Origin of the sequence: Homoserinimonas sp. OAct 916, from assembly GCF_003260275.1 — a bacterium.
In the GTDB taxonomy this organism is placed as follows: Bacteria; Actinomycetota; Actinomycetes; order Actinomycetales; family Microbacteriaceae; genus OACT-916.
In genome coordinates, this window is the sequence record NZ_QJHB01000009.1 from 162565 (window position 1) to 189496 (window position 26932).

At 64.4% G+C, this 26932-nt stretch carries 26 protein-coding genes and 1 tRNA gene; 10 read left to right on the plus strand and 17 right to left on the minus strand.

The genetic code is table 11. The features are described from left to right. Positions 1-63: 63 nt before the first annotated feature. The 3 genes from DL891_RS12155 to DL891_RS12165 are packed head-to-tail and all read right to left on the minus strand — an operon-like array spanning position 64 to position 3391. Positions 64-975: an ABC transporter permease gene (locus tag DL891_RS12155; protein ID WP_111720701.1), complete on the minus strand. Its 912-nt coding sequence runs from the start codon at positions 973-975 to the stop codon at positions 64-66. A 2-nt stretch (positions 976-977) separates the two neighbouring features. Continuing rightward, positions 978-2177, minus strand: coding sequence for an ABC transporter ATP-binding protein (locus DL891_RS12160; protein WP_111720702.1), 1200 nt, complete (start codon positions 2175-2177; stop codon positions 978-980). A 2-nt stretch (positions 2178-2179) separates the two neighbouring features. Next, entirely contained in the window at positions 2180-3391 is a 1212-nt protein-coding gene (locus DL891_RS12165) for a PotD/PotF family extracellular solute-binding protein (RefSeq protein WP_111720754.1), read from the minus strand. Positions 3392-4000: 609 nt separating this feature from the next. Between DL891_RS12165 and glyA the strand changes: the two genes are divergently transcribed. From glyA to DL891_RS12180, 3 genes are all read left to right on the plus strand, one after another. Continuing rightward, a complete protein-coding gene (gene glyA / locus DL891_RS12170; protein WP_111720703.1) occupies positions 4001-5287 on the plus strand; it encodes a serine hydroxymethyltransferase in 1287 nt (428 codons plus the stop codon). A 28-nt stretch (positions 5288-5315) separates the two neighbouring features. Beyond that, complete coding sequence (locus DL891_RS12175; RefSeq protein ID WP_111720704.1) at positions 5316-6260, plus strand: bifunctional methylenetetrahydrofolate dehydrogenase/methenyltetrahydrofolate cyclohydrolase; 945 nt, start codon at positions 5316-5318, stop codon at positions 6258-6260. A 72-nt stretch (positions 6261-6332) separates the two neighbouring features. After that, a complete protein-coding gene (locus DL891_RS12180) occupies positions 6333-6749 on the plus strand; it encodes a YbaK/EbsC family protein (RefSeq protein WP_111720755.1) in 417 nt (138 codons plus the stop codon). A 123-nt stretch (positions 6750-6872) separates the two neighbouring features. Here the strand turns inward: DL891_RS12180 and DL891_RS12185 are convergent, their stop codons facing one another. The 6 genes from DL891_RS12185 to galT form a co-directional block, all read right to left on the minus strand. Then, a complete protein-coding gene (locus DL891_RS12185; protein WP_157962490.1) occupies positions 6873-7502 on the minus strand; it encodes a M23 family metallopeptidase in 630 nt (209 codons plus the stop codon). 503 nt (positions 7503-8005) lie between these two features. After that, the gene (locus DL891_RS12190; RefSeq protein WP_157962491.1) at positions 8006-8812 is read right to left on the minus strand and encodes a M23 family metallopeptidase; all 807 of its coding nucleotides are present in this window, start codon (positions 8810-8812) and stop codon (positions 8006-8008) included. A 397-nt stretch (positions 8813-9209) separates the two neighbouring features. After that, positions 9210-10466 carry an NAD(P)/FAD-dependent oxidoreductase gene (locus DL891_RS12195; RefSeq protein WP_111720707.1) on the minus strand — a complete coding sequence of 419 codons (1257 nt, stop codon included), beginning with the start codon at positions 10464-10466 and terminating at the stop codon, positions 9210-9212. Between the two features lie 35 nt (positions 10467-10501). Further along, the gene (locus DL891_RS12200; RefSeq protein ID WP_111720708.1) at positions 10502-11041 is read right to left on the minus strand and encodes a gamma carbonic anhydrase family protein; all 540 of its coding nucleotides are present in this window, start codon (positions 11039-11041) and stop codon (positions 10502-10504) included. Positions 11042-11049: 8 nt separating this feature from the next. Then, positions 11050-12210 carry a galactokinase gene (galK, locus tag DL891_RS12205; RefSeq protein ID WP_111720709.1) on the minus strand — a complete coding sequence of 387 codons (1161 nt, stop codon included), beginning with the start codon at positions 12208-12210 and terminating at the stop codon, positions 11050-11052. Continuing rightward, on the minus strand, positions 12207-13373 hold the full coding sequence (galT, locus tag DL891_RS12210; protein ID WP_111720710.1) for a galactose-1-phosphate uridylyltransferase: 1167 nt from the start codon (positions 13371-13373) through the stop codon (positions 12207-12209). Before galT ends, galK begins: the two co-directional genes overlap by 4 nt. Positions 13374-13584: 211 nt before the next feature. Here galT and DL891_RS12215 point away from each other — a divergent pair. The 3 genes from DL891_RS12215 (at position 13585) to DL891_RS12225 (ending at position 15324) form a co-directional block, all read left to right on the plus strand. Further along, positions 13585-13657, plus strand: a tRNA-Lys gene (locus tag DL891_RS12215). 268 nt (positions 13658-13925) lie between these two features. Next, on the plus strand, positions 13926-14762 hold the full coding sequence (locus tag DL891_RS12220; protein ID WP_232819141.1) for an alpha/beta fold hydrolase: 837 nt from the start codon (positions 13926-13928) through the stop codon (positions 14760-14762). Further along, complete coding sequence (locus DL891_RS12225; RefSeq protein ID WP_111720711.1) at positions 14755-15324, plus strand: TetR/AcrR family transcriptional regulator; 570 nt, start codon at positions 14755-14757, stop codon at positions 15322-15324. The genes DL891_RS12220 and DL891_RS12225 overlap by 8 nt, the downstream gene beginning before the upstream one ends. 87 nt (positions 15325-15411) lie before the next feature. On the opposite strand, the gene DL891_RS12230 is transcribed toward DL891_RS12225, so the two are convergent. Then, positions 15412-16056: a TetR/AcrR family transcriptional regulator C-terminal domain-containing protein gene (locus DL891_RS12230; protein ID WP_368665634.1), complete on the minus strand. Its 645-nt coding sequence runs from the start codon at positions 16054-16056 to the stop codon at positions 15412-15414. Between the two features lie 143 nt (positions 16057-16199). Between DL891_RS12230 and DL891_RS12235 the strand changes: the two genes are divergently transcribed. After that, positions 16200-16931, plus strand: coding sequence for a DUF4386 domain-containing protein (locus DL891_RS12235; RefSeq protein WP_111720713.1), 732 nt, complete (start codon positions 16200-16202; stop codon positions 16929-16931). Between the two features lie 27 nt (positions 16932-16958). Then, the gene (locus DL891_RS12240) at positions 16959-17993 is read left to right on the plus strand and encodes an NAD(P)-dependent alcohol dehydrogenase (protein ID WP_111720714.1); all 1035 of its coding nucleotides are present in this window, start codon (positions 16959-16961) and stop codon (positions 17991-17993) included. 57 nt (positions 17994-18050) lie between these two features. On the opposite strand, the gene DL891_RS12245 is transcribed toward DL891_RS12240, so the two are convergent. The 6 genes from DL891_RS12245 to DL891_RS12270 form a co-directional block, all read right to left on the minus strand. Next, entirely contained in the window at positions 18051-18746 is a 696-nt protein-coding gene (locus DL891_RS12245; RefSeq protein WP_111720715.1) for a DUF2306 domain-containing protein, read from the minus strand. After that, entirely contained in the window at positions 18737-18952 is a 216-nt protein-coding gene (locus tag DL891_RS12250; RefSeq protein WP_111720716.1) for a hypothetical protein, read from the minus strand. The genes DL891_RS12245 and DL891_RS12250 overlap by 10 nt, the downstream gene beginning before the upstream one ends. A gap of 7 nt (positions 18953-18959) precedes the next feature. Further along, positions 18960-19652 (minus strand): hypothetical protein, encoded by a 693-nt coding sequence (locus DL891_RS12255; protein WP_111720717.1) that lies wholly within the window; start codon positions 19650-19652, stop codon positions 18960-18962. A gap of 180 nt (positions 19653-19832) precedes the next feature. Next, complete coding sequence (locus DL891_RS12260; RefSeq protein WP_111720718.1) at positions 19833-22502, minus strand: LuxR C-terminal-related transcriptional regulator; 2670 nt, start codon at positions 22500-22502, stop codon at positions 19833-19835. 145 nt (positions 22503-22647) lie between these two features. After that, positions 22648-22944, minus strand: a complete 297-nt coding sequence (locus DL891_RS12265; RefSeq protein WP_111720719.1) for an FAD-dependent oxidoreductase — start codon at positions 22942-22944, stop codon at positions 22648-22650. Continuing rightward, the gene (locus DL891_RS12270; RefSeq protein WP_111720720.1) at positions 22925-23236 is read right to left on the minus strand and encodes a winged helix-turn-helix domain-containing protein; all 312 of its coding nucleotides are present in this window, start codon (positions 23234-23236) and stop codon (positions 22925-22927) included. Before DL891_RS12270 ends, DL891_RS12265 begins: the two co-directional genes overlap by 20 nt. Before the next feature lie 192 nt (positions 23237-23428). On the opposite strand from DL891_RS12270, the gene DL891_RS12275 reads away from it, so the two are divergent. Both DL891_RS12275 and DL891_RS12280 read left to right on the plus strand, forming a co-directional pair. Then, complete coding sequence (locus DL891_RS12275; RefSeq protein WP_111720721.1) at positions 23429-24166, plus strand: DUF4389 domain-containing protein; 738 nt, start codon at positions 23429-23431, stop codon at positions 24164-24166. 142 nt (positions 24167-24308) lie between these two features. Then, positions 24309-25604: an alpha/beta hydrolase gene (locus DL891_RS12280; protein WP_198668877.1), complete on the plus strand. Its 1296-nt coding sequence runs from the start codon at positions 24309-24311 to the stop codon at positions 25602-25604. A gap of 163 nt (positions 25605-25767) precedes the next feature. On the opposite strand, the gene DL891_RS12285 is transcribed toward DL891_RS12280, so the two are convergent. Beyond that, positions 25768-26913 carry a glycosyltransferase gene (locus DL891_RS12285; protein WP_111720723.1) on the minus strand — a complete coding sequence of 382 codons (1146 nt, stop codon included), beginning with the start codon at positions 26911-26913 and terminating at the stop codon, positions 25768-25770. Positions 26914-26932 lie beyond the last annotated feature (19 nt).

Here is a 26932-nt window from a genome sequence, read left to right on the forward strand (position 1 = left end):
CGCGTCGCGCCGTCGCGGTGCGGTCGGTGACCGCTTCGGAGAGTATGCGGGCCTCTTGGGTGCTCACAGCAGGTCCTCCGTTCCACTTCGCTTGATATAGACCACGACCATCACCAGGATGACGGCCATCAGGATGATCGACAGGGATGCCGCCGCCGGATAGTTGTTGGTGACAAGGAAGTTGCTCTCGATCACGTTCCCGATCATCGCGGTTGACGGCCCCCCCAGAAATTGTGGGCTTGCGTTGATGTAGTCACCGGCGGCCGGAATGAAGGTGAGCAGCACGCCAGAGACAATGCCGGGCATCGACAGTGGCACGGTGACCTTGAAGAACGTGGTCGCCGGCCTGGCGTACAGGTCGCCGCCAGCCTCCACCAACCGGGTGTCCAACCGTTCCAGGTTGGCGTACAGCGGCAATGTCATGAACGGAATGAAGTTGTAGGTGAGGCCGAACACCACGGCGGCGCCGGTACCGGTGAAGTGCGCGTCCGGAGCCATCAGCGACAGCGCCTTCAGCGAGCTCACCAGGAATCCTTCATCCGAGAGCAGGGACTTCCAGGCCAGGGTGCGCAGCAGGAAGCTGATGAAGAAGGGTGCGATCACCATCACCAGCATGAGTTTCTGCAGCAGTGGCCACGGCCTGGCCTTCACCCCGATGAAGTAGGCCAACGGGTAGGAGAACAGCAGGGCGAAGATGGTGGCCATCAACGCGTAGCCGAACGACCGCAGAATGTGTTCGCCGTAGGTGGAGATCGCGACGACGTAGTTCTCCCAGCGAAATGCGGTTTCGTACTCGCCGATGTCACCGAATTCGACGGGTGCCTGCAAAGACGTCATCACCAGCGACACCAGTGGCACCAAGAAGAACAGCATCATGTAGAGGATGCCCGGCAACAGCAGCAACAGCGCGATCCTGCTCTTGCGACGGGGGGCCTGCTCCTTTGCGGTCCCCGTTGCGAATGCGGCGAACGCCATTGTCAGCTGACCTCGAGTTCGGCCGCCAGATCGCGCTTCGCCTGCACTGCGATCGTCGCAGTGTCGAGCTCGGGCGCGAACTTGGCTTCTTCGGAGGCAGAGTCTTCGAGGCCGAAACCGTGATCGACCTTCCACGACACCCACACCTCGGTGCCGGGGGTCACCACCGGGCCGAAGTCGAGGTTCTGGGCGAACACGGTGACGCTGTCCGCACCGGGAACATCCACCTGGTATTGGGTGGAGACGCCGCTGAAGGAGACATCGGTGACCGTGCCGGGTCCGAGGGTGTTGACGCCGGCGGTGGTCGGCGGGGCCTCGGTGAGCAGGCGCAGCTTCTCGGGCCGGATGCCGACGGTCACTTCGCCGCTGTGCTTGCGGGCGCGGGCCTTGGGCACCAGCACCCGTGTGCCGGCCACCTCGACGGCGATGGCGTGTGACGTGGCTTCCAGCACCGGCCCGGTGAACAGGTTCGACTGGCCCAGAAAGTTCGCCACGAAAGCGGTGTGCGGAAGCTCGTAGAGATCCTCCGGGGCGCCGAGCTGCTCGATCCGTCCCTTGTTCATCACCGCAACGGTGTCAGCCATGGTCATGGCCTCTTCCTGGTCATGGGTGACGTGCAGGAAGGTCAGGCCGACCTCTTCCTGGATCGACTTCAGCTCGAGCTGCATCTGGCGTCGCAGCTTCAGGTCGAGCGCACCCAGCGGCTCATCCAGCAGAAGCAGCGCCGGGCGGTTGACCACCGCGCGCGCCAGGGCGACACGTTGCTGCTGGCCCCCAGAAAGCTGGGTCGGCTTGCGTGACGCGAGGTGCTCCAACTCCACCAGTTCCAGTGCCTCCTGCGCCAGTTCCAGTGGCTTCGCCATCTTGCGGCGGCGCAGGCCGAAGGCCACATTCTCGAGCACCGTCATGTGCGGGAAGAGGGCGTACGACTGAAAAACGGTGTTCACCGGGCGCTGAAACGGCTTGCGATGGGTGACATCTTCCCCGCCGATCAGGATCGACCCCCGGGTGGGATCCTCGAGACCGGCCACCAGGCGCAGCGTGGTCGTCTTGCCGCAACCTGATGGACCGAGCAACGCGAAGAACGAGCCCGCGGGGATGACCAGGTCAAGGTGCTCGATCGCAGTGAATCCGGGGAACCGTTTCTGGATCCCAACGAGTTCGAGGTCAGCGCCGCTGGTGGCGAAGGATCCTGTCGCCATCACTAAGCCCCCAGGATGAGCGCCTGGAACTCGGCGCCGTACTTCTGCTCCTCTTCGGAGGTGAGGGTACGGAACACCTTTGAGTTGGCCAGAGTTTCATCGTTCGGGAAGATCAACTGGTTCTCGGCGAGCTCGGGATCGATCGCGATGGCCGCTTCCTTGGCGCCGACCACGGGCGGAATATAGTTCACGTACGCGGCAACGATCGCAGCGATCTCCGGGTCGTAGTAGTGGTTGATCAGCATCTCGGCGTTCTTTTTGTGCGTGGCACCCATCGGGATCATGAAGTTGTCGTTCCACAGCGGGCCGCCCTTCGCGGGCAACGCGAACTCCCAGCGGTCGCCGGCCTCTTCGTTGAGCATGGTGATGTCGCCCGACCACACGATCGCCGCGAGAGTGTCTTCGTTCTGCAGGTCTTCGGAGTAGGAGTTGCCCTTGATGTTGCGGATCTGACCGTTGGCCACATTCTCGCTCAGCACAGCCATCGCCTGGTCGAACTCGTCGTCGCCCCAGTCGCCCGAGATGTCGGTGCCCTGGTCGAGCATCAGGCAACCCATGGTGTCGCGCAGCTCGGAGAGCACGCCGACGCGGCCCTTCAGCGACGGATCCCACAGGTCTGAGACGGAGGTGAGCCCGCCGGGCAGCGCTTTCTTGTTCCACGCGATGCCGGCGAAACCGCCCTGCCAGGGCAGGGTGAACTTGCGGCCCGGGTCATAGTCGAGGTCTTTGAGTGCCGGAACCAGGTTCGCGGTCACATTGGGCATGTTGGCGTAATCCAACGGCGCGAGGTAACCGAACCGGATGAGACGGCTGACCATGAAGTCGGTCATACAGGCGATGTCTGCGCCAATGTCCTGGCCGAGCTTCAACTGGTCCTTGATCTTGCCGTAGTAGGAGTTGTTGTCGTCGATCGCCTCGGTGTATGTCGGCTTGATGCCGGTTGCCGCTTCGAACATATCGAGCGACGGGTAGTCTCCGCCGTCGGTGACGTCGAGGTAGTACGACCAGTTGTCCCAACGCACGACCTTCTCGGTGTCAGAGACATCTGTGGCCGGGCTGAGCTCAGACTGCCCACCGGAGGAGCAGGCCGCCAGCGTCAGGGCGGCGGCGCCGACGCCCATGCCCTTCAAGACGTTACGGCGTGAGAACTGAGCCTGCTGCGCCTGCAGCACCAACCGGCGCAACATGGGGTCTTGGGGCAGGGGTCGGGTCATGTCTTCGATCTCCTTCACGGCAATGTGAGATTTGGCGAGCAATGTGCGCGCGAGCCGGTTTTCGTCTACTGTGCCATGTTTCCGGCCGTGGTTCCACATCGTCACGGCTGAATACCGCCGTCATGGTCCAAATTGTTACGAAATCAGTATAAAGTCGCCTGCTTTTGGTGCGATATCAACGTCTGAGGTGAGGACGCTGGGAGCCGGTTGTGTGAATGGCTGCGTGTGTGGGGGACAGGAATGCCGTCGGCAATCCGGTGGCTATCCGCTCAATCCTGATCCCCGGTCGTGAGTTTGGCGAGGGGCCGGTGGTGGCTCTAAGGGAGCAGTGGGTGCGCGACGCGAGGGGCGGGCAGTCGCAGGATGTCAGTAGCCGCAGGATGTCAGTAGCCGCAGGATGTCAGTAGCCGCAGGATGTCAGAAACCGCAGCATGTCAGAAGTCGCAGGATGTCAGTAGCCGCACTGTGTCAGTAGCCGCACTGTGTCAACAGTCGCAGTAGCATGCGCGGCGCGGTGCGGTACCGTTGTAGGGTCATCCGTTCGGATGCCGCCGGCCCAGTTGCCGAGCCCGCTGCTGACGAAACGCGCGAATACAAGGAGCCCCCGTCTTGACTGACAAACTGCCCTCAACCTTCACCGACCCACTCTCCGTCGTAGACCCCGAGATCGCCGCTGTTCTCGACCAGGAACTGGGCCGCCAGCGCGACTACCTGGAGATGATCGCCAGTGAGAACTTCGTGCCCCGCGCGATCCTCGAGTCGGCCGGCTCGGTGCTCACCAACAAATATGCCGAGGGATACCCAGGGCGCCGTTATTACGGCGGTTGCGAATATGTGGATGTCGCCGAGCAGTTGGCGATCGATCGCGCCAAAAGCCTGTTCGGGGCCGAGTACGCCAACGTGCAACCGCACTCGGGCGCCACCGCGAACGCGGCCGTGCTCGCGGCGATCGCGACCCCTGGCGACACCATCCTCGGCCTCGAGCTCGCGCATGGTGGGCACCTCACCCACGGGATGCGCCTGAATTTCTCCGGCAAGCTCTACCACGCCACCGCCTACGGTGTGAACCCTGACACCTTCCGGGTCGACATGGATGATGTGCGCGCCAAAGCGCTCGAACACCGCCCGACCGTGCTCATCGCGGGTTGGTCAGCATATTCACGCCAACTCGACTTCGCCGCCTTCCGAGAGATCGCCGACGAAGTCGGTGCCAAGCTGTGGGTGGACATGGCCCACTTCGCCGGACTGGTCGCCGCAGGGTTGCACCCCAACCCGGTGCCGCACGCGGATGTGGTCTCATCGACGGTGCACAAGACCCTGGCCGGGCCGCGCTCGGGATTCATTCTCAGCCGCGACATGCAGCTGGCCAAGAAGCTGAACTCGAACGTGTTCCCCGGCCAGCAGGGCGGGCCGCTGATGCACGTGATCGCGGCGAAGGCCACGGCGTTCAAACTGGCTGCGACCGATGAGTTCAAGAACCGTCAGGAGCGCACCGTGCGCGGCGCACAGATTCTGGCCGAGCGCCTCGTCGCCGAGGATTCGAAGGCGGCCGGCATCGACGTGCTCACCGGGGGAACTGACGTGCACCTGGTGCTCGCCGACCTGCGTAACTCGCCGATGGACGGCCGACAGGCCGAAGACGTTCTGCATGAGGTGGGCATCACGGTCAACCGCAACTCGGTTCCGTGGGATCCTCGTCCGCCGATGGTCACCAGCGGGCTGCGAATCGGCACACCGGCACTGGCAACGCGTGGCTTCGACGACGCCGAGTTCGTCGAGGTCGCCGAGATCGTGGCCGCCGCACTCATGCCGGGTGCTGACGTCGACAGCCTGCGCTCGCGAGTGCGTGCGCTGACCGAGGCGTTCCCGCTCTACCCCGGTCTCGAGTCGTGGTGATCGGCTTCCCGAAGGCAGGGCAACTTCGATGACTGCGACGAAACTCGACGGGCGCGCGACCGCGACGGCGATCAAGGACGAACTGTCAGAGAGGGTCGTGGCTTTGCATGCACTGGGCGTGCGGCCGGGCCTCGGAACCCTACTTGTTGGAGATGACCCGGGCTCGCTGTCGTACGTCAAGGGCAAGCACCGCGACTGTGCCGAGATCGGCATCGAATCGATCCGGGTCGACCTGCCCGGTACGTCAAGTGAGCGCGACGTGCTTGCGGCGATCCGTCATCTGAACGAGTCGAACGCTACGACCGGGTACATCATCCAGTTGCCGCTGCCCGAAGGTCTGGATGAGCGCGCCCTGCTGGAGGAGATGGATCCTGACAAGGATGCCGACGGTCTGCACCCGATGAACCTCGGGCGGCTTGTGCTCGGGGTTGACGGCGAACTCGCCTCACCGCTGCCCTGCACCCCCGCCGGCATCATCGAGCTTCTGAATCGGTACGACGTGCCGATTGCCGGGCAGCACATGGTCGTCGTCGGGAGAGGGCTGACCGTGGGACGGCCGCTCGGGCTCCTGGCCACCCGACGAGGAATCGACGCGACGGTGACCCTGGCGCACTCGCGCACGAGAAATGTGGCCGAACTCGTTCGTCAGGCCGACATCGTCGTTGCTGCCGTGGGGGTTCCCCGGATGATCCGCCCGGAGTGGGTGAAGCCGGGTGCCGCAGTACTTGACGTCGGGATAACCCGGGTTGTGGATGAAGAGACGGGCAAGACGAAGTTGCGGGGCGACGTGCACCCGGATGTGGCCGAAGTTGCCGGCTTCCTCACACCGATGCCCGGCGGGGTCGGTCCGATGACCCGAGCAATGTTGCTGGAAAATGTGGTTGGGTCAGCTGAGCGTGGCGTAGCCGCAGATAATGCGCGCGCGAGTCGGCCGATGACCGCGGCCTACAGGACAGTGGACGGAGACCTCTAGGTGGAAACGCAGCCTTTTGACACGCATCCCGCGGTCACCCGGGTCGAAGAGGCGCTGCGCGCCAAGGGTGCAATGGGTGCGACCCGTTGGCTTCCTGACGCGGTCACCACTGCTGTGGCGGCGGCCGAGGCGCTCGGGGTTTCGCCCGGTGCGATTGCGAACTCCCTCGTGTTCACCCTCGACGGTGAGCCGCTGCTGGTGATGACCTCTGGCGGGCACAGGGTCGACACGGAATGGTTGGGTCGGCAGCTGGGCGGCACGATCGGCCGGGCATCCAAAGAGGTGGTGAAGGATGCCACGGGCCAGGTCATCGGAGGGGTCGCCCCAGTGGGGCATCCGGCACCGCTTCGCACCCTGGTGGATGAGGCGCTCGCCGAGTTCCCGGTGCTGTGGGCCGCAGCAGGGCATGCCCGCACGGTCTTCCCGCTGACCTACGAGGAATTGCTGCGCATCACCGACGGCACCGCGTGCGCCGTCGTGCCCGACTGACGCGCGCCTCCGCATCCGTTTGACGCGCGCCGCCGACGTGGCACACGTTCGCGGTTTCGCGGGTCAAGCGTCACGAGTCGCGACCGATGCCCGCGAGCGAACACCGTGATACGTGGTTCTCAATCAGAGGCCGTGGTTCGCGAACCACGGCACGGGATCGATGTAGCCGCCGTTGATATGGAGCTCGAAGTGCAGGTGGGGGGCGACGCTCTGCCCGGTGTCACCGACGTTGCCGAGCAGTTGGCCCGAACCCACCCAGTCGCCGACCGAGACCCGCAGGGTTCCGACGAGCATGTGGGCGTAGGTGCTGCGAACCGTCTGCCCATCAATCTGGTGCTCGATGAACGCGTGCACGCCGAGGCCGCCGTCGTCGAGTGCGGAGGTCGCGACGACCACACCGTCGGCCATGGCGTAGATCGGGGTGCCCTCGCCGGGGTTGAGGTCGATGCCCTTGTGGAAGGTGGAGCAACCCTCGCACGGCGCGATGCGCGGGCCGTAGCCGTCACTGAACTGGTAGGGCGGAACCGGCCATTGCAGCCCGGATGTCCCCGACCTCGCGATGACCAGTTCGGGTTTGGGCGGCGGCTTCGGAACCTCCCCGATCGTGAAGGAGTCGCGCACGACCGGTGACGCCGTGAGGCCCACGACGGCCAGCGATTGCAGCTGCTGGGCGATCGCCGGGACGGCCTGGTTGGCAATCGAAAGGAGCGAACGGTTGCCTTCGGCCCGCACCGCCGCGGTCGGAGTGGACATCGTGAGCACCGAGATTCCCACGCACAGCACGGTGGCCGACACGAATGAGATACCAAACCGCCCGGAGCCGGCCCGCAGTCGGCGTGCGGAGCTCGCCGGAGACCTCCGGGTAGCTGCGCCGCGGTGGCGCGACCGTTGGATGCGCGTGGCGCGCCGACGCGGTCGCGATGCGGTTCTTTCCGCTTCTCGCAATTCGCGTCGAGTCGGATGGGCAGCCAACTGGCGAGGAGCCGGCAGTTCCACTTCGCTCGAACAACCAAGATGAAAAGATGTCGTGTTCAGCATTCACGGCCCATGCTAGGCGAATATAGTGGCCGCTTTCGCCCCCCAGCTAAAGGGCCAGAGGCGGGGTCCAGTGCTCGCCCGGGCGCCGACTCACCCGCTCATTCCGCCAGCGATGGTCATGAGGTCGAGCGATGGTCGCGCGCGGTATCGCTCGACCGCTACAGTCGAATCTGCTCGGGCATCCGGACGCGTAATTCCGTGGAGGACGAACCCCGAGGCTAGAGGCCGTGACTGGCCATCCAGGCGATGGGATCGGTGGCGACCCCGTCGACGTAGATCTCGAAGTGCAGGTGTGGCCCGGTGCTCTGCCCGGTGTTGCCCACGTTGCCCAGCATCTGACCGACGCCGACGACTTCACCGACGGCTACGAGCAGCGAGCCCTCGGTCATGTGGCCGTAGGTGCTGCGCACGGTCTGCCCATCGATCTGGTGCTCGATGATCGCATGAACGCCGAGACCGCCGTCGTCGTAGCTCGATGTCGCCACGACGACTCCTTCGTACATCGCAAGGATCGGGGTGCCTTCGCCCGGGGTGATGTCGACCCCGTCGTGGTAGGTGGAGCACCCGCCACACGGCGCGGAGCGCGGGCCGAAGTAGTCGCTGAACGTGTCGTGGGGGACGGGCCATTGCAGCCCGCCGGAACCCAGTCCGGCAATGGCGAGTTCCGGTTCGGGTTCGGGCTCTGGCGGTGCCGGAACCGCGCCGACCGTGAAACCGTCGCGGGCGACCGGAGTTGTCGCGGAGCCGGTGACGGTCAGCGCCTGCAGGTCCAGTTTCGGGGCGGGCACGATGGTGGAGGTGGGAGCGGTGGTCGTGGTGCTCTCTTCGACGCTGACCGCGTTTGCGGGGGTCGACGTGGTGAAGAGGGTGATCCCGACGATCAGCAGGGTTCCCGCAACAAAGCTTGCGCTCCAATGGGCCCGCGAGTCGGCCGGTCGGCGTGCGGGTCGGGGGTGACGCTGCGTGCGGGCCTTGCGGGCGGCCCGCGGCGGCGCGGCTCCGGCGGGATTGTGCTTTGTGCGCACGTGAGGCTGGGTGGCATCGCCTTCTGCGTGAAGTGCCGCTCGTTCGGCGTCACGGCGTTCGCGCCGCGTGAGGGGAGCGGGTCGTGACGGAGAGGCGGCGACGGGGTTCGGCAGGTCAGAGTGTAACGGGGAGTGTGATGGGGGCAGCATACCCGCGCTACAGTAGGCGAAGTTTTCGGGCGTCGCGTGAGTATTGGTCGGCCGTCACCGTGCCGGTTGGTGCACGAAGACGAGGCGCGCTTCCCCAAACGTCTCGCGGATCAGGGATTATCTCTCCCGGTCTGGGGCGCGGTGGGGAATATGGCACTCTCAGGGTTCGTGAGATACACCCGAAATTCTCAGCGGAACCCACGAGACCATCAGCTTCGGTGGGGCGAATCGGCCGGTCGTGGCGGGCTCAGGCCAGCGCGGCCGCCGCGATGTCGTCGGCGGCTTTCATCCCGCTGCGCAATGCGCCTTCCATCAGGCAGGTGAACTCGGGGTCAACGTACTCACCGGCGAAGTAGAGGTTGCCGATGGGGCTGCCCACCTCAATGCTGTCGGCGTCAGACCAGCCGGGCGCGTGCGAGGAGAAGCTTCCCCTGGCCCAGGGGTCTTCATCCCAGACGGTCAGGACCCGCCCCAGGTCATCGTCGAGGTCGAGGTCGGGCCGAATGGCCTTGATCGCGGCATACAGTTTGCCGTCGCCGTCGTGCACCTCGCTTTCGCGAACCGCGGAGGGCGACCCGACGAGCGAATTGAGCACCGCGCCGACCTCGCCGGAGGCATCCATTGCGGTCCAGGTCCAGAACCGTCCGGCGACCGACATGATCGCGCTGGTCTCGGGCCGGGCGGCCAGGGGGATGTGCAGTTTCGCGACGTGGCCCTGGACGATGCGGGAGAGCACCGTGCGGCGGCGCCGGGTGATCGGAAAGTGGAAGAGTTCTGGGTTGTTCACGAACGACAGCGGGAGGGCCACCACGACGAAGTCGAAGCGCTCATCGCCGGCCGCACTGTGCACGACGGCCTCGTCGCCGTCGAATGAAACCCCTCGGACCGGTGTGGTCAGTTTCACCCGCTCTCCGAGTTCGGCCGCGAGGCCGAGGGCGATCTGCTGGTTGCCGCCGCCGACCCGCCAGCTCGGCTTGGGGTCGAACGCCGCGGTGTGCTGCAGGGTGGAGGCAGCCACGGTATCGGCCTCGCAGGCGGTCGAGATCTCGATCCGGGCCTTGAGCCCCGCCTTGATCTCGGCGTCGATCTCCAACTGGTCGAGCACGTCGGACACCGACGGTTCCACCTCGAACGTCTGCGCCAGCTCGGTGGCCTGCCGGCCGGCTTCCGCGACCTGGGAGGTGTGGATGTGCGGGGTCTCGGCGAGCTCGCGCACGTAGTAGCTCATGCCGGTTTCCACCAGGGAGAGTCCGAGCCGTTCGGCCACGGCTCGCAGCGCTTCATAGCCGTCGAGCACGAACTCCGCGCCACGTTCGATGGTCACACCGCCGTGTTCGGGGGTGTTGATCGTCTCCGACCAGACGCGTCCGCCCACCCGATCCCGCGCCTCGAAGACGGTCACGTCGAAGTCGCGAGTGGCCAGGGTGCGGGCGGCGGAGAGGCCGGCGAGGCCGGCGCCGAGAACGGCGACCCGGGGCTGTGTTGCTGGGGATGTGTCGCTCATCTCACTCCTCGGTGACGCGGATACGCATCATCACCTTATTGGGTATTCGAGCGGTGCAGAGCGGTCAACCTGAGATATCCGGCGGCGTTGGCACGGATGTGCTCGAGCTCCTCATCGGTCACGTCGCGGCGCACCCTGCCCGGCACCCCGGCGACGAGCGAACGCGGCGGAACCTGGGTTCCCTCGAGCACGACGGCGCCGGCGGCGATCAGGGATCCGGCGCCGATCACGGCCCCGTTCAACACGGTCGCGCTCATACCGATGAGCACGTCGTCCTCGACGGTGCAGCCGTGCAGTACAGCGCCGTGGCCGACCGAGATTCCGCGGCCAAGGGTCAGCGGAAACTCACTGTCCACGTGGCAGGACACGTTGTCCTGCAGGTTCGAACCCTCACCGATGGTGATCGGTTCGGGGTAGTCGGAGCGCAGCACCGCGTTGTACCAGACGCTGGCGCCGGCGGCCAGATGTACGTTGCCGACCACGACGGCGCCCGGCGCCACCCAGGCGTCCTGGGCGATCGTGGGAGTGGGGATGGTCTCGAGGGAGAGGATGCGGGCATCCAGGTGGCTGGTCATTGTTTTCCTTACTCTTCGCGAATGGCGCCGTGGGAGGCGTGGACGAGAAACATGTCGGGCTGCCCGAAGCCGTGCTCGGCGAACGCTCCGTCGATGGCGGCGCGCAGGTGCGAGACGGCGTGATCGGGAACGAGAGCGATGGCGGCGCCCCCGAATCCGCCACCGGTCATCCGGGCGCCGATCGCACCGTTCGACTGGGCGGTTTCGACGGCGAGGTCGAGTTCAGGCACGGAGATCTCGAAGTCGAATCGCATGGAGCGGTGCGAGGCGTCGAGCAGGTCGCCGATCGCGGCGGCGCCCTCCTGGCGCAGCAGGGCGACGGTGTCGAGCACCCGTTGGTTCTCGGTGACGACGTGGCGCACCCGCCGCAGGGTGACCGGGTCGAGCCGGGTGGCGGCATCGGGTAGGTCGGCCTCGGTCAGCTCGCGAAGCGATGCGATCCCGAGGGTCTGGGCGGCGAGGTCGCAGGAGGCCCGCCGGTCGGCATAACCGCCGGTGGCGTGCTCGTGGCTGACACCGCTGTCGATCACCAGGATCTCCAGTCCGGCCTCGGCCAGGTGCATCGGCACGATCTCGGATGTGCCGCTCCGGCAGTCGAGAAAGACCGCGGCCCCGTGCTCGCCCAGCAGCGACGCGGTCTGATCCATCACCCCGGTGGGGGCGCCGACCGCATGGTTCTCGGCGAACTGCCCGACCGCGGCGAGGGTGCGTCGGTCGAGACGGAGCTGCCAACTGTCGTTCAGTGCGACCGCGACGGCACATTCGATCGCAGCCGAGGAGGAGAGCCCGGCACCGATGGGAACATCCGAGTCGATGAACGCGTCGAATCCGGGCACCGCCGCCAGATCCGCGCCGAACTCGCCGAGCGCCCAGACCACACCGAAGACGTAGGCCGACCATCCGCTCAACATCTCCGGGTGCAGGTCGTCAAGGTGGATCTCGGCCACCTCCTCGCTGAGGGCGCTGGCAACCCGGACGACGCGGTCGTCCCGGGGATCGAGGGCGACGGCAGTGCGCAGCCCGATCGCGAACGGCAAAACGAACCCGAGGTTGTAGTCGGTGTGCTCGCCGATCAGGTTGACCCGGCCCGGCGCGGTCCAGAGGCCGACCGGTTCGCGGCCGAAGGTGTCCAGAAAACCCGCTCGGGTGTCGTCGCGGAGATCTCTCATGCTGGTCCGATCGGTGACGTGGGAGTGATGCGTGGAGCCGGTGCCGCCGCGGTGGACTGCTTCGCGGCGCTGCGGGCCAGGGCGGCACGCAGGCTGCCAGCGGCGGCCTCCGGAACGATGTCGCCGATCCAGGCGCCCATGGCGGCCTCGGAGCCGGCCAGATACTTGAGCCGGTCGGCCGCCCGGCGGGGAGAGGTGACCTGCAGCATCAGCCGCACCTCGTCCCGGCGGGTGTGCACGGGGGCCTGGTGCCAGGCCGCGATGTACGGGGTGGGGGTGTCATAGAGTTCGTCGATTCCGCGCAGCAGGGTGAGGTAGAGAACGGCCAGTTCGTCGCGTTCGTCGCTCGTGGTCGCGGCGAGGTCGGGCACGTGCCGGTGGGGCAGCATGTGCACCTCGAGCGGCCACCTGGCCGCGAACGGCACGAAGGCGCTCCAGTGCTCGCCGGCGAGGATCACTCGCTCCGAGGATCGTTCCTTCGTCAGGATGTCGTGGAACAGGGTCGGCCCATACGTGTCGATCGCGTGCAGCACGGTGGTGGTGCGCGGGGTGACATAGGGGTACGCGTAAATCTGTCCGTGCGGATGCGGCAGGGTCACCCCGATCTCCTGGCCGCGGTTCTCGAACGGGAAGACCTGCTGGATTTTGGGCAATGCGCTCAGGCAGGCGGTCCGGTCGGCCCACGCCTCGATCACGGTGCGCGATCGTGACACCGAAAGCCCACTGTACGAGCCCTCGTGCTCGGGGCTGAAGCAGACCACCTCGCAGCGGCCCTGCGCCTCGGCGGTGCGCTCGAGTCCGATGCCGGTGGGCGACGGATCTCCCGCGTCGCCCAGCGCGGGCCCGAACGACGGCGACCGGTTCTCGAACACGGCCACGTCGTAGTTGTCGGGAATCTCCGACGGGTTGGTCGGGGTTGCCGGCGCCAGCGGGTCGAGGTCGGCGGGCGGCAGGAACGCCCGGTTCTGCCGGGTGGCGGCGATCGAGATCCACTCGCCGGTGAGCGGGTCCTGGCGCATCGTGGCGGTGTCGGGCCGCGGGTCCAGCTCGCGCAGGTCAGGTTTGCGTTCCGGAGACAACCGGGTGTCGGCGTCGTCAAAATAGATCAGCTCCCGGCCGTCGGCAAGACGGAATTCACGCTTGGTTATGCGCCCGGTCGTCATCCGTCAACGATATCGCGGTCTTCCGGGTGCAAGGAGAAAGTGGAATTTGAAGGATGCTCTCCCCGGCATCTGCCCCTTCAATCCCACATTTGCCGTGCAGCGCGTGGTGCACACCGCGCAGCACGGCCAGAGCCCTCGTTGGGACGGCCTGATGATCGGGCGGGTCGCGCGTTCACGGCGCACGTGATGGTCTGGCATAATTGCACGGTGAGCCCCTCTAGCTCATTCGGAAGAGCAACAGACTTTTAATCTGTGGGTACTGGGATCGAAACCCAGGGGGGGCACCTTCGAAGCAGGCGTGAGCCCAGTGAGTATCTGGCAGTTACGGGAGCCCATTGGAGAATCCGCCACGGGTGCTGGCCGTGGGAGAGAGCTTGCTGCGCAGTGTTTGAAAGCGGCCCCTTCCATCTGTCGGCAGACGCCACTATTCAAGCCTCACGGCGCCGTGCGCGTGGCGCGTTCGAGTATGCGCGACGCGCTGTTTCGTCACGAGCGGAGTCGTAAACTCTGCTAATTATTGATTTTAGCCATTCAGCTAACTAATATAGCCACATGTCCTCCGATGACGCCACTCAGAACGCAACCACACGGTTCCTCCCCACCGAGGAAGGTCGCATCGCCTACGACATGACGGGAGCGGGTCCGCTCGTCGTGCTTGTTCCCGGCATGGGCGACCTCCGCTCGAGCTACCGGTTTCTTGCGCCCGAACTGGTCGCCGCCGGGTACACGGTGGTCACCACCGATCTGCGCGGCCACGGCGAGAGCGATGCCACTTTCGGCTCGTATGGCGACGTCGAGACTGCGCGCGACATCACGGCGCTCGTGGAGTCGTTTCATCGCCCGGCATTCATCATCGGCAACTCGATGGCGGCTGGATCCGCAGTGCTGGTGGCTGCGGCGCGACCAGACCTGGTCGCTGGGTTGGTGCTCATAGGTCCATTCGTTCGGCAGCCGGCTTCCAGTTCGGCGCTGTCACGAGGTTTTTTGCGCGTGCTCATGGCCACGCCGTGGGCGGCAACGATGTGGAGGACCTATCTGCCGAAACTGTATGCGGGAGCCAAACCGGTCGATTTTGACTCGTACCGCAACCTCGTCGTCGCCGGGCTTCGCCGCCCCGGATATGCCAAGTCGTTCAGCCTGACGACGAGGACCAGCCACTCGGATGCCGAGGCCCGACTCACCCTCGTCACGGCTCCGACACTGGTCGTCATGGGGGCCCAGGATCCCGATTTCAAAAATCCGCGCGCGGAGGCAGACTGGATCGGCGCAGCACTCCACGCACCCGTCGTGATGATCGACGATGCCGGACACTACCCACAGTCACAGCAACCGAGACCCACAGCACGTGCGATCATTCAATTCTTGAGCAAGGTGAAAAATAATGGCTAGGGCCGCGCTGAACGGTGAGACCGTCATCGCTGAGGCGGCCCGACTGGTCGACGCGCTCGGACCAACCTCACTGACGCTGGCGGTGCTCGCCGACAGCCTCGGAGTGAAGATCCCGTCGATCTACAAACACGTGGACGGAATGCCCGGCCTCCAGCGCGGCATCATGCTCAACGCCAAACGTGAGCTGGCCCACGCCCTGAGACGCGCTGCGGTCGGCGCGTCACGCGACGACGCCATCGAGGCGATCTGCGTTACGTACAGAAAGTGGGCACTCGCACATCCTGGTCAGTATCCTGCCGTCGTGCACGCGCCCGTCCCCGGGGATGATGCGGACGAACAAGTCTCGCGAGAGCTCATCGAAATCCTGTTCAAGGTATTGGCCGGCTACGACCTCCACGAAGACGTCGCCGTCGATGCCGCTCGATACTTTCGGTCCGCCATTCATGGCTTTGTGTCGCTGGAGACCTCGGGCGGGTTCGAACTTCCGAATGACCTCGACCGCAGCTTCGCCAGAATTATTGACAACTTGGCCGCAGCGTTTGCAGCCTGGTCGTGCACGTGAGCGCCGTTCCGGCTGAAGACGCGCCCTCCACGCCGTGATCCGTGTTGCAGCGCGCGGCTGGCTGAGCGTGTGCGCCGGCCCACGAGATCACTGTTTCGGGCGGAGGGTTTCCGGCGCGGGCTGCTCGATCCAACGTTCGAGGCCGTCGAGGATGAGATCGAGGCCGAGTGGGAATTCGTCGGCGTAGTTGTAGCCGGGTTTGAGAACGTGGTCTGCCGTCAGCTCGGCAAGGTAGGGATACTCGTCGGCCGGAAGCTGAGCGAGCATGATGTGTGCCATGGCGGCTGTCTCTTCCTCGGTGGTGAACGGAAGGCTCTTCTCCTGCATGGCAAAACCGTAGATGTAACTGTCAAGCGCTGAGAACGCGTGGGCCGCCATCGCAACCGAGAACCCCGCGTTTCGAAGGGTACCAATGACCCGATCGTGATGCCGCAGTGTGCTGGGCCCCGGGTTCGTGCCCGAGTCTTTGAGGGTGGTAGCCCACGGATGCCGTGACAACACCGCACGGAACGAGAGTGATCGCTTGCGCATTGCCGTTTTCCAGTCGTCACTGTGCGACGGCAGCTCGATCTCGTGGAACACCGCGTCGACCATGCCATTCAGCAGCTCGTCCTTGTTCGCAACGTGGTTGTACAGCGACATTGCCTCGACGCCGAGCTCCTCACCGAGCCTGCGCATCGTGAGCGATTCGATGCCTGAGGCGTCGGCAAGTTCGATGGCGGTTCTCAGCACTCGCTCTCGATTCAGTCGCGCTCGCGACGTCACCTTCGCCGTACTTGATGATTTCCCCATAATTCCCCTATCTGGACTATTGACAACCTTACCATGTAGATGTAATTTACTTACAACGTAAACATACAATGTAAGGAATTGACATGTTTCTGACCACTCTTCACCCGAACGGACGTGCCTCGAACAGGCTCGACTCGAACGTCTCCGAGGCTCCCCGGCATGCGCTGGATTTCACCGCCTGGTCACCGCGCACCGCGGCGCTGGTCGCGGGGGTCGCTCTCGCCGTCATGGCGGTGCTGGGCGGCTTCGGCAATTTTGGTGCGCTGGTGCCTCTGATCATTCCGGGAGATGCCGTGCTGACGGCTCAGAACATCTCTGGCTCCCCGTTGCTCTTCTTCGCGGGCGTGGCGAGTTTCGTCATTGTTGCCGTGCTCGACATCATCGTGGCGGGCGCCCTCTTCGTACTGTTCAGGCCGGTCAGTCGCCGCCTCTCCGCGACAGCCGCTTGGATGAGAACCGTGTATGCCGTGCTGCTTCTGGTGGCAATCAGCCGGCTGGTGATCGGGTTCTTGATGCTCGGCGATCCAGAGGCGGCCCTGCCGGTGTTGGTGTCGTTCAACACCATCTGGGTCATCAGCCTGGGCCTGTTCGGCATGTCCCTGCTGCTGATCGGCTACCTCGCCTTCCGCTCCGGGTTCATCGCCAAGGTCTTCGGCATCCTGCTCGTAGTCGCCGGCATCGGATACCTGGCGGATGCTGTGGGCATGGCCTTCCTCCCCGAGTTCACCGCGGTGTTCGCCCAATTTCTGTTCGCGGGTGAAGTCGCGATCATCTTCTGGCTGCTCATCAGGGGCCGCCGACTTCCCGCCAACTGACCTTCCACATCCGAAGGAGCGACCCTCATGAACACGCCCGCACCCGCACACCCAGACCTCCGCGACAACGGCACGATGAAAGCCCTCGTTGCTCGACGATATGGCGGGCCAGACATTCTGGCGATCGAAGAGGTTGCGAAGCCGGTTCCCCGCGCCGGCGAACTACTGATTCGAAACCGCGCGTCGGTGGTGACCGCTGCGCTGTGCCACGCGCGCGCCGGTCGTGGTCTTTCGACCCGGCTGTACTTCGGTCTGAGAAAACCGAAGTGGCCCGTTCTCGGTACTAACTTCTCTGGCGTGGTCGAGGCAGTGGGCGGCACCGTGACACGCTTCCAGGTGGGTGACCACGTCGCGGGAACCACCGCAACGAACTTCGGTGCCTTCGCCGAATACCTTCTGGTCACCGAGGACGGCGCGGTCGTCCCGAGGCCCGCTGGCCTGAGTGACAGTCAAGCGGTAGCCGTTTTCGACGGGGCGGTCACCGCGTTGCCGTACCTGCGGGACTCCGCACGGCTTCAGACCGGTCAGTCCGTCCTCGTCAACGGGGCATCCGGGGCCGTGGGAACGGCGGCGATCCAGCTCGCCAAAAATTTTGGCGCCACGGTCACAGCGGTGTGCAGCACGGCCAATCTCGAACGGGCAAAACTGTTGGGGGCGGATGCCGTGATCGACTACACGGCGCATGACTTCACCCGCAACCTGGACACGTACGACGTCATCTTCGACACCGTCGCGACCAGCTCGTTCTCGCGCAGCAGGCGAGCGTTGAAACGCGGGGGCAGCTACCTGACGACGACACCGTCGCCCATGATCTTGGCGCAAATGGCGTACACCTCCCTGATCGGTGGGAAGAAGGCCGCAATCGCGTTCACCGGTTTGGCCAAGCCGGCCGAACTGGTGAGGACCCTCGCATTCATCGCCGAACTGGCCGAAGCGGGCAGATTCGTCCCCGTCATTGGGGCCACGTATCCGATCGAAGAGGCGGCCGACGCCCACCGTCTCGTCGACACCGGGCACAAGACCGGCAGCGCCGTCATCACGATCGGTGGGATTCCAGACTAGGGACAAGTTCTTTCTAGTTAAAGAGCTGACACTGCAGCGGACTTTGATCTGCGCGGTTCACGGCGTCACCACCCCGAGGCTTTGATTCGACTGGCGGGATTGCTGCGCACGTCGGTGGATCACGTACTCGGCCACCATCAGGTTGATGACCCACCCGGCTCCCATGCAGAGGGCTCGAGGAAGCTCATCGGTGGGCTTGAAGACGATTGATTCCGGGATGAGGACGAGAGCCTGAGTGCCGGCGCCCAACGCGATGGCATAGGCACGGGTCATCCAATCCCCGTGTACCACGAAGTTGCGTCGGCCTATCGCGCGCACTGCCAACCCAATACTGGTGAGCATCGCGAGCCCAAAGATCAGGCGCAGCACAACAAGAAGTTCTCCGTCGCCCGCTGGGTGGGGGTAGAAGGCCGCCATCCACATGCCCGACAGCGCAGCAGCCACCCCGGCAGGGATGAGGAGACGGCCAGCCCGGCGGTGCCAGCCGGTCCTGTGGCGTCGCAGCGATGGGACGAATTGAAAGGCTCCCAGCAGGCTGAAGATGCTTACGCCCACGATGTGCACGATAACGGGGATGGGCGAGTCCAGGAAGCGCGCGTTCTGTGCCGTCTCGACGGCGCCACTGGCGAGTTCGGACATTCGGGCACCGCCCGCGAGAACCGGAATCATACTCAGAAGGATCAGCCCCGTGGGTATGGGCCACTGCGGGCTGCGGGTCTTTCGAGCCCGTGCGGTGCGGGTCGCTATTGACATGATTGTTCTTTCTCGTCGAGAAGGTTGACGGAGATGAGGGTAAGGCCGAGATCGCCGATGCGTCTCAACAGTCCGTGCAGGGCGGCCTGATCGATGACTGGACCGGTGAGGGTCGTGTTTCCGTCGCTGCCCTGCACCAGCGTGAATCCGTCGAACCACTCGCTCCATCGCTCATCAAGGTGCCCGCGGATGCGAATCTCATGCATGAGAGCGTCAGACCGCTGAGGTCAGGTCTCGATCGGCCTTGTCGAGGGTGACCTGCGTTTTCGCGGACGTGCCTCGCATAGTGGCCCAGAGCGAATAGCCCAGCCAGGCCAGAGCGGCACCCATCGGGAGTGCAGCCATCCGTTCGAGTGTGTGCGGAAGCAGTGCGCCGGCGACGGGGGTCACTATTGCGGCGGCGATCATGAGAATGCCGGCACCCCGGGACAGCACGCGTGCGCGGATGATCGCCACGCCGAAGAGCAGGGCCCCGCCAACATAGAGCAGGCTGCCGACGATTGGTAAGGCTCCGAGAACTCCGAGATCGGATACGGGAGCGACCCGGCCGAACAGGCCGACGATATCGACGGCGAGCTGAGGGGCCTTGACAGCGATCAGCGGGGCGATGAGGGCTTCAAAGAAGTTGAACGAAGCCTGCAGCACGAAGAAGAGCCCGAACATCGAGTAGGCCACGAAGCCCAGGACTTTGAATCGTGGTACCTGGCGAAGATAGATCCCGGTGATCCCGATCAGGGCGAGAACGGCCTCGGCGAAGCTGATGACGTGCACGATCTGCCACCGCTGGGTGGTGAGCGACGCGACGACGTCAGCGGGGTGAATGAACTGGATAGCAATATATAGGATGCCCGCAAGCACGGCGGCCCCGGCGGCCCCACGGATGAGGGAGGAAGTTGAGATTTTCACGGTTGATCTCCGATGTGTCGGTGTTTTCAGGTGGTTGCCTGATGTACCGAATCTACGAAGACCCGTGGTGACGGGGCATCACCACAGATGGTGATCGAGGGGGTGATTCTGTGAAGGCGTTGTCTCGATCAAACGGCGTTGTCTCGAACGAAAGGCGTTGTCTCGATCAAACGGCGTTGTCTAGATCAAACCCAGTGTTCTGGCGTGCTGCACCGCCGCAATTCGACTATTCACGCCGAGCTTCTCGAAAATGTGCCTCGTGTGGGTGCGCAAAGTGTTCAGGGAGATGAAGAGCTCCCGGGCGATCTCGGGGCCGGTGAGTTCGCTCGCCAGGAGCTTGAGCACTTGCAGTTCGCGGTCGCTCACAAGTTCTGTCCCGGTTGCCGGCGTCGCGTCTTCACCTTGACTGAACGCCTGAAGAAGTGCGTGAACATAGTCGGACTGGCGCCCCTTGACGATTGCCGCACGAAGCAACTTTTCCATGGGTGCACCTTCGTCAACGAATAGGCGCACATAGCCCTCCGGTTCTGCGTGCTCGAGTGCTTGGTTCAGAGCCTCGCGGGCGTGGGCGTCATCGCCTTGTCGGCTGTAGGCAAGCGCTTGAAGAACAAGGATCTCGTTGGCAACTCCTGAGCGTCTACTGGCTTCTGCGGCTTCGAGAAGCCTGTCCAGGAGGCCGATCGCCCCCGGAGCCCGCTCCGCAAGCAGCAGCCTCGCCAGAGTGATGTGCGCGTACTCGCTCAGGTAGCTCAGCTTGTCTCGGGAAGTAAGCGACTGCTGGTCCGCCCACGCCCGAGCCTCTGCCAGGCGGTTCTGTGTGATCCAGATCCGCGCCTTCATGGCGTCGATCGGGCGCGCCTCAGCGAAGAATCCGCGCCGGTAGCGTTTTTCTGCTTCAGCCAGAAGGTCGAGTGCAGCATCGGACTGTCCATGGGCCTGCCTGACCCGGGCCATCGACACGAACCACCGATAGCGGTGCTCATGAGAGAACGCTGCTTCGCCCAGTTTTTCAGCGGCCAGCAGATGCTCTTCCGCGACTTCCAGTTCACCGCGCTCCGAGAGTACCTCGCTGATGCCGGAGTGAAGATCCGCGGCAGGTAACCCACCGTTGAGCTGATCGCTAGCTTCTCGAAGCGCTAACTCGTAGGCAGCCTGTGTCTCGCGCAAGCGGCCCAAGGGTACAAGCATGTCTGCGATCACCAGTGTTGTTGTCAGGGCGTCGGTGAGGTTTCCCGCGCGACGCAGGCTCGCCGCCGATTCCCCGAATGCGCGCACCCCGTTTTCGAGCTCGCCGCTGGCCCAGCGCTCGAGGCCCAAAAGCCCGGCGGCCGCGCCTTGGCCCAGGTAATCCACTGGCTGAGCAAGCGCCAGCGCTAACGCAGCCTGCTCTTCGACTTTCGGGAGATCGCCTGTGGCCAGGGCGAGTGATGCGCGATACAGGGCGATCGTGACGGGGAGGGCCGCGAGTTCCGGGCCGGGCTCGGAATCGTGGGCTGGCAGGTCTTCGGATGGCGGTGCGGTCAGCAGGAGTTCTGCGTGGGCGAGCTGCGGCTCGACGGCCGCAATGTCACCGGAGACCAGGGATGACCACGCAGAGAACACCACAAGCACGGGTCTGCGTGCGATTGTCTCCTCCGGCAGCGCGGCAAGCCAGTTGAGTACGCCCCAATCCTGCCGACTCTTTCGAACCAGTGGAATGGTCGCTTCAATGATTCTCGCCGCTCGCGGGAAGTCCTGAGCTTCGAGCGCGTGCCGCACGGCATCCTCACTATCGCCGCTCTTCTCGAACCATTCGCTGGCCAGACGATGCAGAGCCGCCACGTGTTCCGGGCCATCGGCCAGGAGGCGCGCCCGGAGCACGTCTACAAAAAGGTGGTGGTAGCGAAACCATCCCCGGTGATCGTCTAGCGGAATGACGAAGAGATTGGCTCGCTCCAGTGATTCGAGCATGGCTTCGCTGTCGCTCTTCCTGGTCACCGCATCACACAGGGGTCCGCTGAGCCGGTCGAGGATGGCAGTCTGGAAGAGGAAGTCGCGCACGTGAAGCGGAGTGCGATTCAGCACTTCTTCCATGAGATAGTCAACAACGAAGCGGTTGCTGCCGGCGAACGCCGCAACGAAGTCGGTGACGTCAGTACGATTCTGCAGTGACAATGCGGCGAGCTGCAGGCCGGCAACCCACCCTTCTGTTCGGTCCTCCAGGGCGGCGACATCGGCGCTGGAGAGCGCCAATCCCATTGTCTGGGTGAGGAATGCTGAGGCCTCGTCAGGAGTGAATCGAAGGTCCGCTGCACGCAACTCCGTAATTTCGCCCCTCGCCCGCAACCGCGCCAAGGGCAAGAGAGGGTCGGACCGGCTGGAGATGACCAGGTGCAGATTTGAGGGAAGGTGTTCGAGGAGGAAGACCATCGCCTCTTGAATCGATGGCTCTTCGATGAATTGGAAGTCATCCAGCACCAGAACCAACTCGGACGACACCCGGTTCACCTCATTGACCAGGGCCGCCAGTGCTACATCAACGGCGGACTGCGGGGTGAGCAGGTCTACTCGTATCTCTGGATCCGCGGTCCGAAGTGCTGAGATGACATAGTTCAAGAAACGGACCGGGTCGTTGTCGTGTGCCTCCAGTGACAGCCAGGCCACTCGAATGCTTGTTTGTCGACTCTGGATCTCTGCAATCCACTCGCTGAGGAGCGTGGACTTTCCGAATCCGGCAGGGGCAGAGACGAGCGTCAGTCTTTTGCCGGACCGGAGGCCCTCATCGGTTCGTGTGACGAGTCGGGGCCTCGCGATGGCTTGGGCGCGTGGAGGCGGAATGTAGAGCTTTGTTGCAAGAACTGGCATCGCCATGTGCTCATACTATGGCGCGCTGCCGACGTCGCGAATGTGCTTAGACGGTGGCTGGGGCGGTGCCGAGGGGTGCAGTTGCTTATGTCACTGTGGTACTCCTTTCAGTGGTGTTCGTTGCAACCGGTGATGCGCGGGGGCATCCCCGTCATGGTCGAGCTGCGGAGGCAACATCGAGGTCTTTCTGCAGCAGCCATCGGTTGATCGCGATAGCACTGGCGCTGCCGGCGCCGGCAGCGGTGATCACCTGGGCGCTCGGGGTGACAACATTGCCTGCCGCCCACACCCCGTGCACGCTGGTCTGACCGAAATGGTCAACAGCGATGAGGCCCGGGTTCGCATCGATAGCGCAGCCCAACGATCGCAATAGTCTGTCGTTGGGGCGCGGGCGGGGTGCGATGAAGGATCTGAACCGTTCGGATTTGCTATTTTTTCTGATCTGCACGCGACCCTGTGGCGGTTGGGTCCACGAGGAGTCCGAGCAGCTCGCCGATCGTCGGCTCTCGGCCGATGGCCTGCCTCAGCGGCAAATGGTCCTGGACGCGGTAGCGGTTGCGGCGACCATCCTTCTCCTTGACGACGTACCCAGCTTCGGTCAGCTCGGCGACGATGCCGAAGGCGGTTCGCTCGGTGACCCCGAGCGCATCGGCGATGTCTCTTAACCGCAAACCGTCGTCATGCGCGATACAGACCAGCACTCGGGCATGGTTGGTCAAGAATCTCCACTCGGTGCCCATTTAAAAAGTATACAAACTTTTCTAGAAATCCTTTGCTATCGTCCAGGATCGCGAGTAGCCTCGAAATCAGAAATGTGGGGCGCGGCTGTCGCTGGCTGAAGGCGCTTGGACGCCCGCCCAAGAATGTTGCCGAGACTCATGGCCGTACCCCCACCATTCGCGTGATCCGCGCGACGGAAGTCGGTTCCTGTCATGGACAACATCAGCAGCACAGATCACTACCCGCTCCAAATCACGGGCACGTTCGTGCCGGAGCTCAGCCGCGGCCTCTGGCTCATCAAGTGGCTTCTGGCGGTTCCCCACTACATCGTGCTTCTATTCCTCTGGCTGGCGTTCGCGGTGGTCAGCGTGATCTCGTTCTTCGCCATTATCATCGTCGGCCGCTACCCGCGGGCCCTGTTCGATTTCAATGTCGGCGTTCTGCGCTGGTCGTGGCGAGTGGGCTTCTACTCATACAGCGCCCTGGGCACCGATCAGTACCCGCCGTTCACGCTCAAGGACGACCCCAACTACCCGGCCAGACTCGAAGTCGAATACCCGGCGTCGCTCTCGCGCGGGCTCGTTCTCGTCAAGTGGTGGTTGCTCGCACTGCCCCACTACCTGATCATCGGTGTGTTCACCGGCGCCGCGTTCGCCGGCTACAGCCAGGTGAACGACGGCAACGTGTGGGCGTACGGCGGTGGCCTCATCGGCCTGCTGGTCTTCATCTCCGGCATCATCCTCCTATTCGTCGGGCGCTACCCGAGCGGCCTCTACGACCTCGTTCTGGGCATGAACCGCTGGGCCTTTCGCGTCGCCGCATACGTGGGTCTGATGACAGACGTCTATCCGCCGTTCCGGCTCGACATGGGTGGTGAGGAGTCACTGCCCCTCGGAGTCGGAGTCGGAGTCGGACCTTCCCCATTCACGCCAACGCCGGTACTCTCATGAACGTCGAACTCCGCGTGCCATGCATGCGGCAGGAGCCTCACCGGCCATGACGGGCGGCCCGGCCAAAACCGCCCCGAAGCACGGAGGCCAGGTCCCTCCGCTCCGGCCCGATCGCGGTCCGCGGGGCCGCATCGGTTGGGTCGTGGCGGGCTCACTTGCCACGGGATTTGTTTGCGCGCTGCTGCTCGCAGCCGCTCCCTTCATCCCGGCGACCGAGAACGGCGTGACGGGCGCAGTTCTCCTTGATTTCGGGCTGGGCTGGGCGATGCTGGCGGTTCTCTCGGCGCGGTTCACGGACCAACCCCAGCGCTGGGCTGCGGTCCCTGCCCTCTTCATGGGGGCTGGTGGTCTGCTCTTAATGGTATTCGGCTCCTCGGCGCGCGTCGTGCTCGATTGGGTGTGGCCTCCGGCATTGCTGGTCTTAGCGGTATGGATGGTCCTTCGTATTCATCGACAACTTCCGAGCCGAAGTGCCCGATGGCTGCTCTACCCGCTGATCGCGTTCTTGACTCTTGTCGCCATCGGCGGCAGCTACGCGGCCGTTGGCGCAGCGGTGGATGCCAGCGCTTACCCGATGCCGGGTCAGTTGATCGACGTAGGCGGGCACCGGTTGCATCTGCACTGCACCGGTTCCGGCAGCCCCACAGTCGTGTTGCAACCCGGCGGCGGCGAGATGTCGTCAAATCTCGGGTGGATTGCGCCAGCCGTGGCCCAGAGCACACGAGTATGCGTCTACGACCGGGCGGGTCGCGGATGGAGCGAGCCCGCTGACACACGGCAGGATGGCACGCAGATAGCGACCGAACTCCACACGTTGCTGCAGAACGCACGCGTTCCCGGGCCCTATGTACTGGCGGGGCATTCGTTTGGTGGCTACTACACGCTCATCTTCGCCGCGCTCTACCCCGACGAGGTCGCCGGCATGGTGTTGGTCGACTCCTCTGATTCATCGCCAGCGGTGAACCCGGGGTCAGCATCGCCCGGCGCCGTGGGTTCCTATGACGTCCTGGGCCGTGTCGCCGCGTTGGTCTCCATTGCAGGTCGATTTGGTCTGGCCCGGCTGTATGCCCCGGTCGAAGCCGGTAGCCTGCCGCCGCGGGCCCGAGACGAGGTGCGCGCCAGCATCGCGACTGCGAACAGTCTTCGCAGCACGATCGACGAGTACGTTCAGGCAAACGCTTCCGGTCAAGAAGCGACATCGATGCGGGACTTCGGCGATAAGCCTCTGATCGTGCTGACAGCCGGTGTCGGAGTTGCCGCCGCCCACCCCGCTGCGCAAGACCACCTGGCGACCTTGTCGGCCAACAGCCTTCACCGCACCATTGACGGGGCTGAACACGAAGGACTGGTCGCCACGCAGGAGGGTGCCAGCGCAACTACACGAGCGATTCTTGACGTCGTCGAATCGGTTCGAAGCGGTGTGCCGCTGGCCAAGTGACGCGGGCTCCGGCGGTTTCTGGAATGGAAGGCGCTTGCGGGGCCGGTTGTCGGGTTTGGCATCGAAATGGCTCGTGCGACACGTCGGGCCAGCAAAGTCTATCCCCGGTGATCGTTCTCGAGGCGCTCGTCGTGAAATCTCAAAATACCTGAGATGTACCTGCTCATGGTTTCTGCGTCGCGCTGATAGGTGTCGGTAGATCCGTTGTGATGAGGTCGGCGGCGAGAGACGCGCCGTCTGTTGAACGGATGCGCCCGCCAAGTCGTGCGGCGGCGACTCGGTACGAGCTGGAGCGTGGCAGCAGCAGCGTGACCGCGTCCCGGATCTGGGAGACGGTGGCCTTCTTGCCGAGCGTCAGGCCGGCGTTCTGCTCGGCGATGACCCGGCCGATCGCGGGCTGGTCGAAGGCCGGATTCATCGGCATGATCAGGAGCGGCAGGTTATGCGCCAGCGCCAGCATGGTGGTGGCGTGCCCGCCGTGACCGATCACCAGTGACGCCTGCTTCATCAGCGGCGGGTGCGGCACATACCGGTACACATCCGCATTGACTGGCGCGCGCAGATCTGCCGGTTCGACCCCGAGCCCGGTCGTGATGAGAGCATGCACGGGTAGTCCGCCCAGTGCGTCGAGGATCCGTTGCAGTGCCTCCCGTTGTCCAGGGATGTAGGTGGTGCTCAGACTGACCAGTATGACCGGCTCGGGTGCCGCGTCGATGTCGACCTGGGGGCCCTGAGTGCCGTCACGCGCATTCTGAGGCAGCACCGGCCCGGTGTAGTCGACGTCGGCGGGAGTGCCGTGGTCGAGTTCCTCGAGTGTTACCGCGAGGATGTGGTCGGCGGACTCGTACAGACGGGCCGGGTTGATTCCTTTTCCGCGTGCGATGAGTGCGAGCGGACCCCGGGTGAGCGTTTTGTGCATCACGCCGTACAGTGTGTGCACGAGCACCGAGTACGGGATACCGGCACGTGCCGCCGCGGACATCGCACCGACGAGCAGGCCGTCGATCACCACTCGGTCGGGGTGTTCACGCTTCACCGATTCGATGAGATCCTCTCCCATGGCGCGATCGGTGAAGACTCCCGCGGCGGCAAGTGATGCGGCCAGGCCGGACCGTACCTCGAGCATCGACCACGGCCTGGCGCGCTGGAACTCTTCGGCAGAGAATCCCGCCTCTTCGATCGCATTCTTCTGGTTCGGGTGCCCCAAGAACCGCACCTCGTTCCCGCGTCTTTCGAGCTCGGCGCCGATCCCCAGCGCCGGCGGAACATTTCCGCCTCCGTCCCAGGTTACGAACAGTACGCTTTCCATCTCACGTCATCTCCTACTG

Excerpts from the sequence above, each read along its gene's own strand:
- DL891_RS12155 (WP_111720701.1), bottom strand. The coding sequence starts at position 975 with ATGGCGTTCGCCGCATTCGCAACGGGGACCGCAAAGGAGCAGGCCCCC.
- DL891_RS12160 (WP_111720702.1), bottom strand. The coding sequence starts at position 2,177 with ATGGCGACAGGATCCTTCGCCACCAGCGGCGCTGACCTCGAACTCGTT.
- DL891_RS12165 (WP_111720754.1), bottom strand. The coding sequence starts at position 3,391 with ATGACCCGACCCCTGCCCCAAGACCCCATGTTGCGCCGGTTGGTGCTG.
- DL891_RS12175 (WP_111720704.1), top strand. The coding sequence starts at position 5,316 with ATGACTGCGACGAAACTCGACGGGCGCGCGACCGCGACGGCGATCAAG.
- DL891_RS12180 (WP_111720755.1), top strand. The coding sequence starts at position 6,333 with ATGGGTGCGACCCGTTGGCTTCCTGACGCGGTCACCACTGCTGTGGCG.
- DL891_RS12185 (WP_157962490.1), bottom strand. The coding sequence starts at position 7,502 with ATGTCCACTCCGACCGCGGCGGTGCGGGCCGAAGGCAACCGTTCGCTC.
- DL891_RS12195 (WP_111720707.1), bottom strand. The coding sequence starts at position 10,466 with ATGAGCGACACATCCCCAGCAACACAGCCCCGGGTCGCCGTTCTCGGC.
- DL891_RS12200 (WP_111720708.1), bottom strand. The coding sequence starts at position 11,041 with ATGACCAGCCACCTGGATGCCCGCATCCTCTCCCTCGAGACCATCCCC.
- galK (WP_111720709.1), bottom strand. The coding sequence starts at position 12,210 with ATGAGAGATCTCCGCGACGACACCCGAGCGGGTTTTCTGGACACCTTC.
- galT (WP_111720710.1), bottom strand. The coding sequence starts at position 13,373 with ATGACGACCGGGCGCATAACCAAGCGTGAATTCCGTCTTGCCGACGGC.
- DL891_RS12220 (WP_232819141.1), top strand. The coding sequence starts at position 13,926 with ATGTCCTCCGATGACGCCACTCAGAACGCAACCACACGGTTCCTCCCC.
- DL891_RS12225 (WP_111720711.1), top strand. The coding sequence starts at position 14,755 with ATGGCTAGGGCCGCGCTGAACGGTGAGACCGTCATCGCTGAGGCGGCC.
- DL891_RS12235 (WP_111720713.1), top strand. The coding sequence starts at position 16,200 with ATGTTTCTGACCACTCTTCACCCGAACGGACGTGCCTCGAACAGGCTC.
- DL891_RS12240 (WP_111720714.1), top strand. The coding sequence starts at position 16,959 with ATGAACACGCCCGCACCCGCACACCCAGACCTCCGCGACAACGGCACG.
- DL891_RS12245 (WP_111720715.1), bottom strand. The coding sequence starts at position 18,746 with ATGTCAATAGCGACCCGCACCGCACGGGCTCGAAAGACCCGCAGCCCG.
- DL891_RS12250 (WP_111720716.1), bottom strand. The coding sequence starts at position 18,952 with ATGCATGAGATTCGCATCCGCGGGCACCTTGATGAGCGATGGAGCGAG.
- DL891_RS12260 (WP_111720718.1), bottom strand. The coding sequence starts at position 22,502 with ATGGCGATGCCAGTTCTTGCAACAAAGCTCTACATTCCGCCTCCACGC.
- DL891_RS12270 (WP_111720720.1), bottom strand. The coding sequence starts at position 23,236 with ATGGGCACCGAGTGGAGATTCTTGACCAACCATGCCCGAGTGCTGGTC.
- DL891_RS12275 (WP_111720721.1), top strand. The coding sequence starts at position 23,429 with ATGGACAACATCAGCAGCACAGATCACTACCCGCTCCAAATCACGGGC.
- DL891_RS12285 (WP_111720723.1), bottom strand. The coding sequence starts at position 26,913 with ATGGAAAGCGTACTGTTCGTAACCTGGGACGGAGGCGGAAATGTTCCG.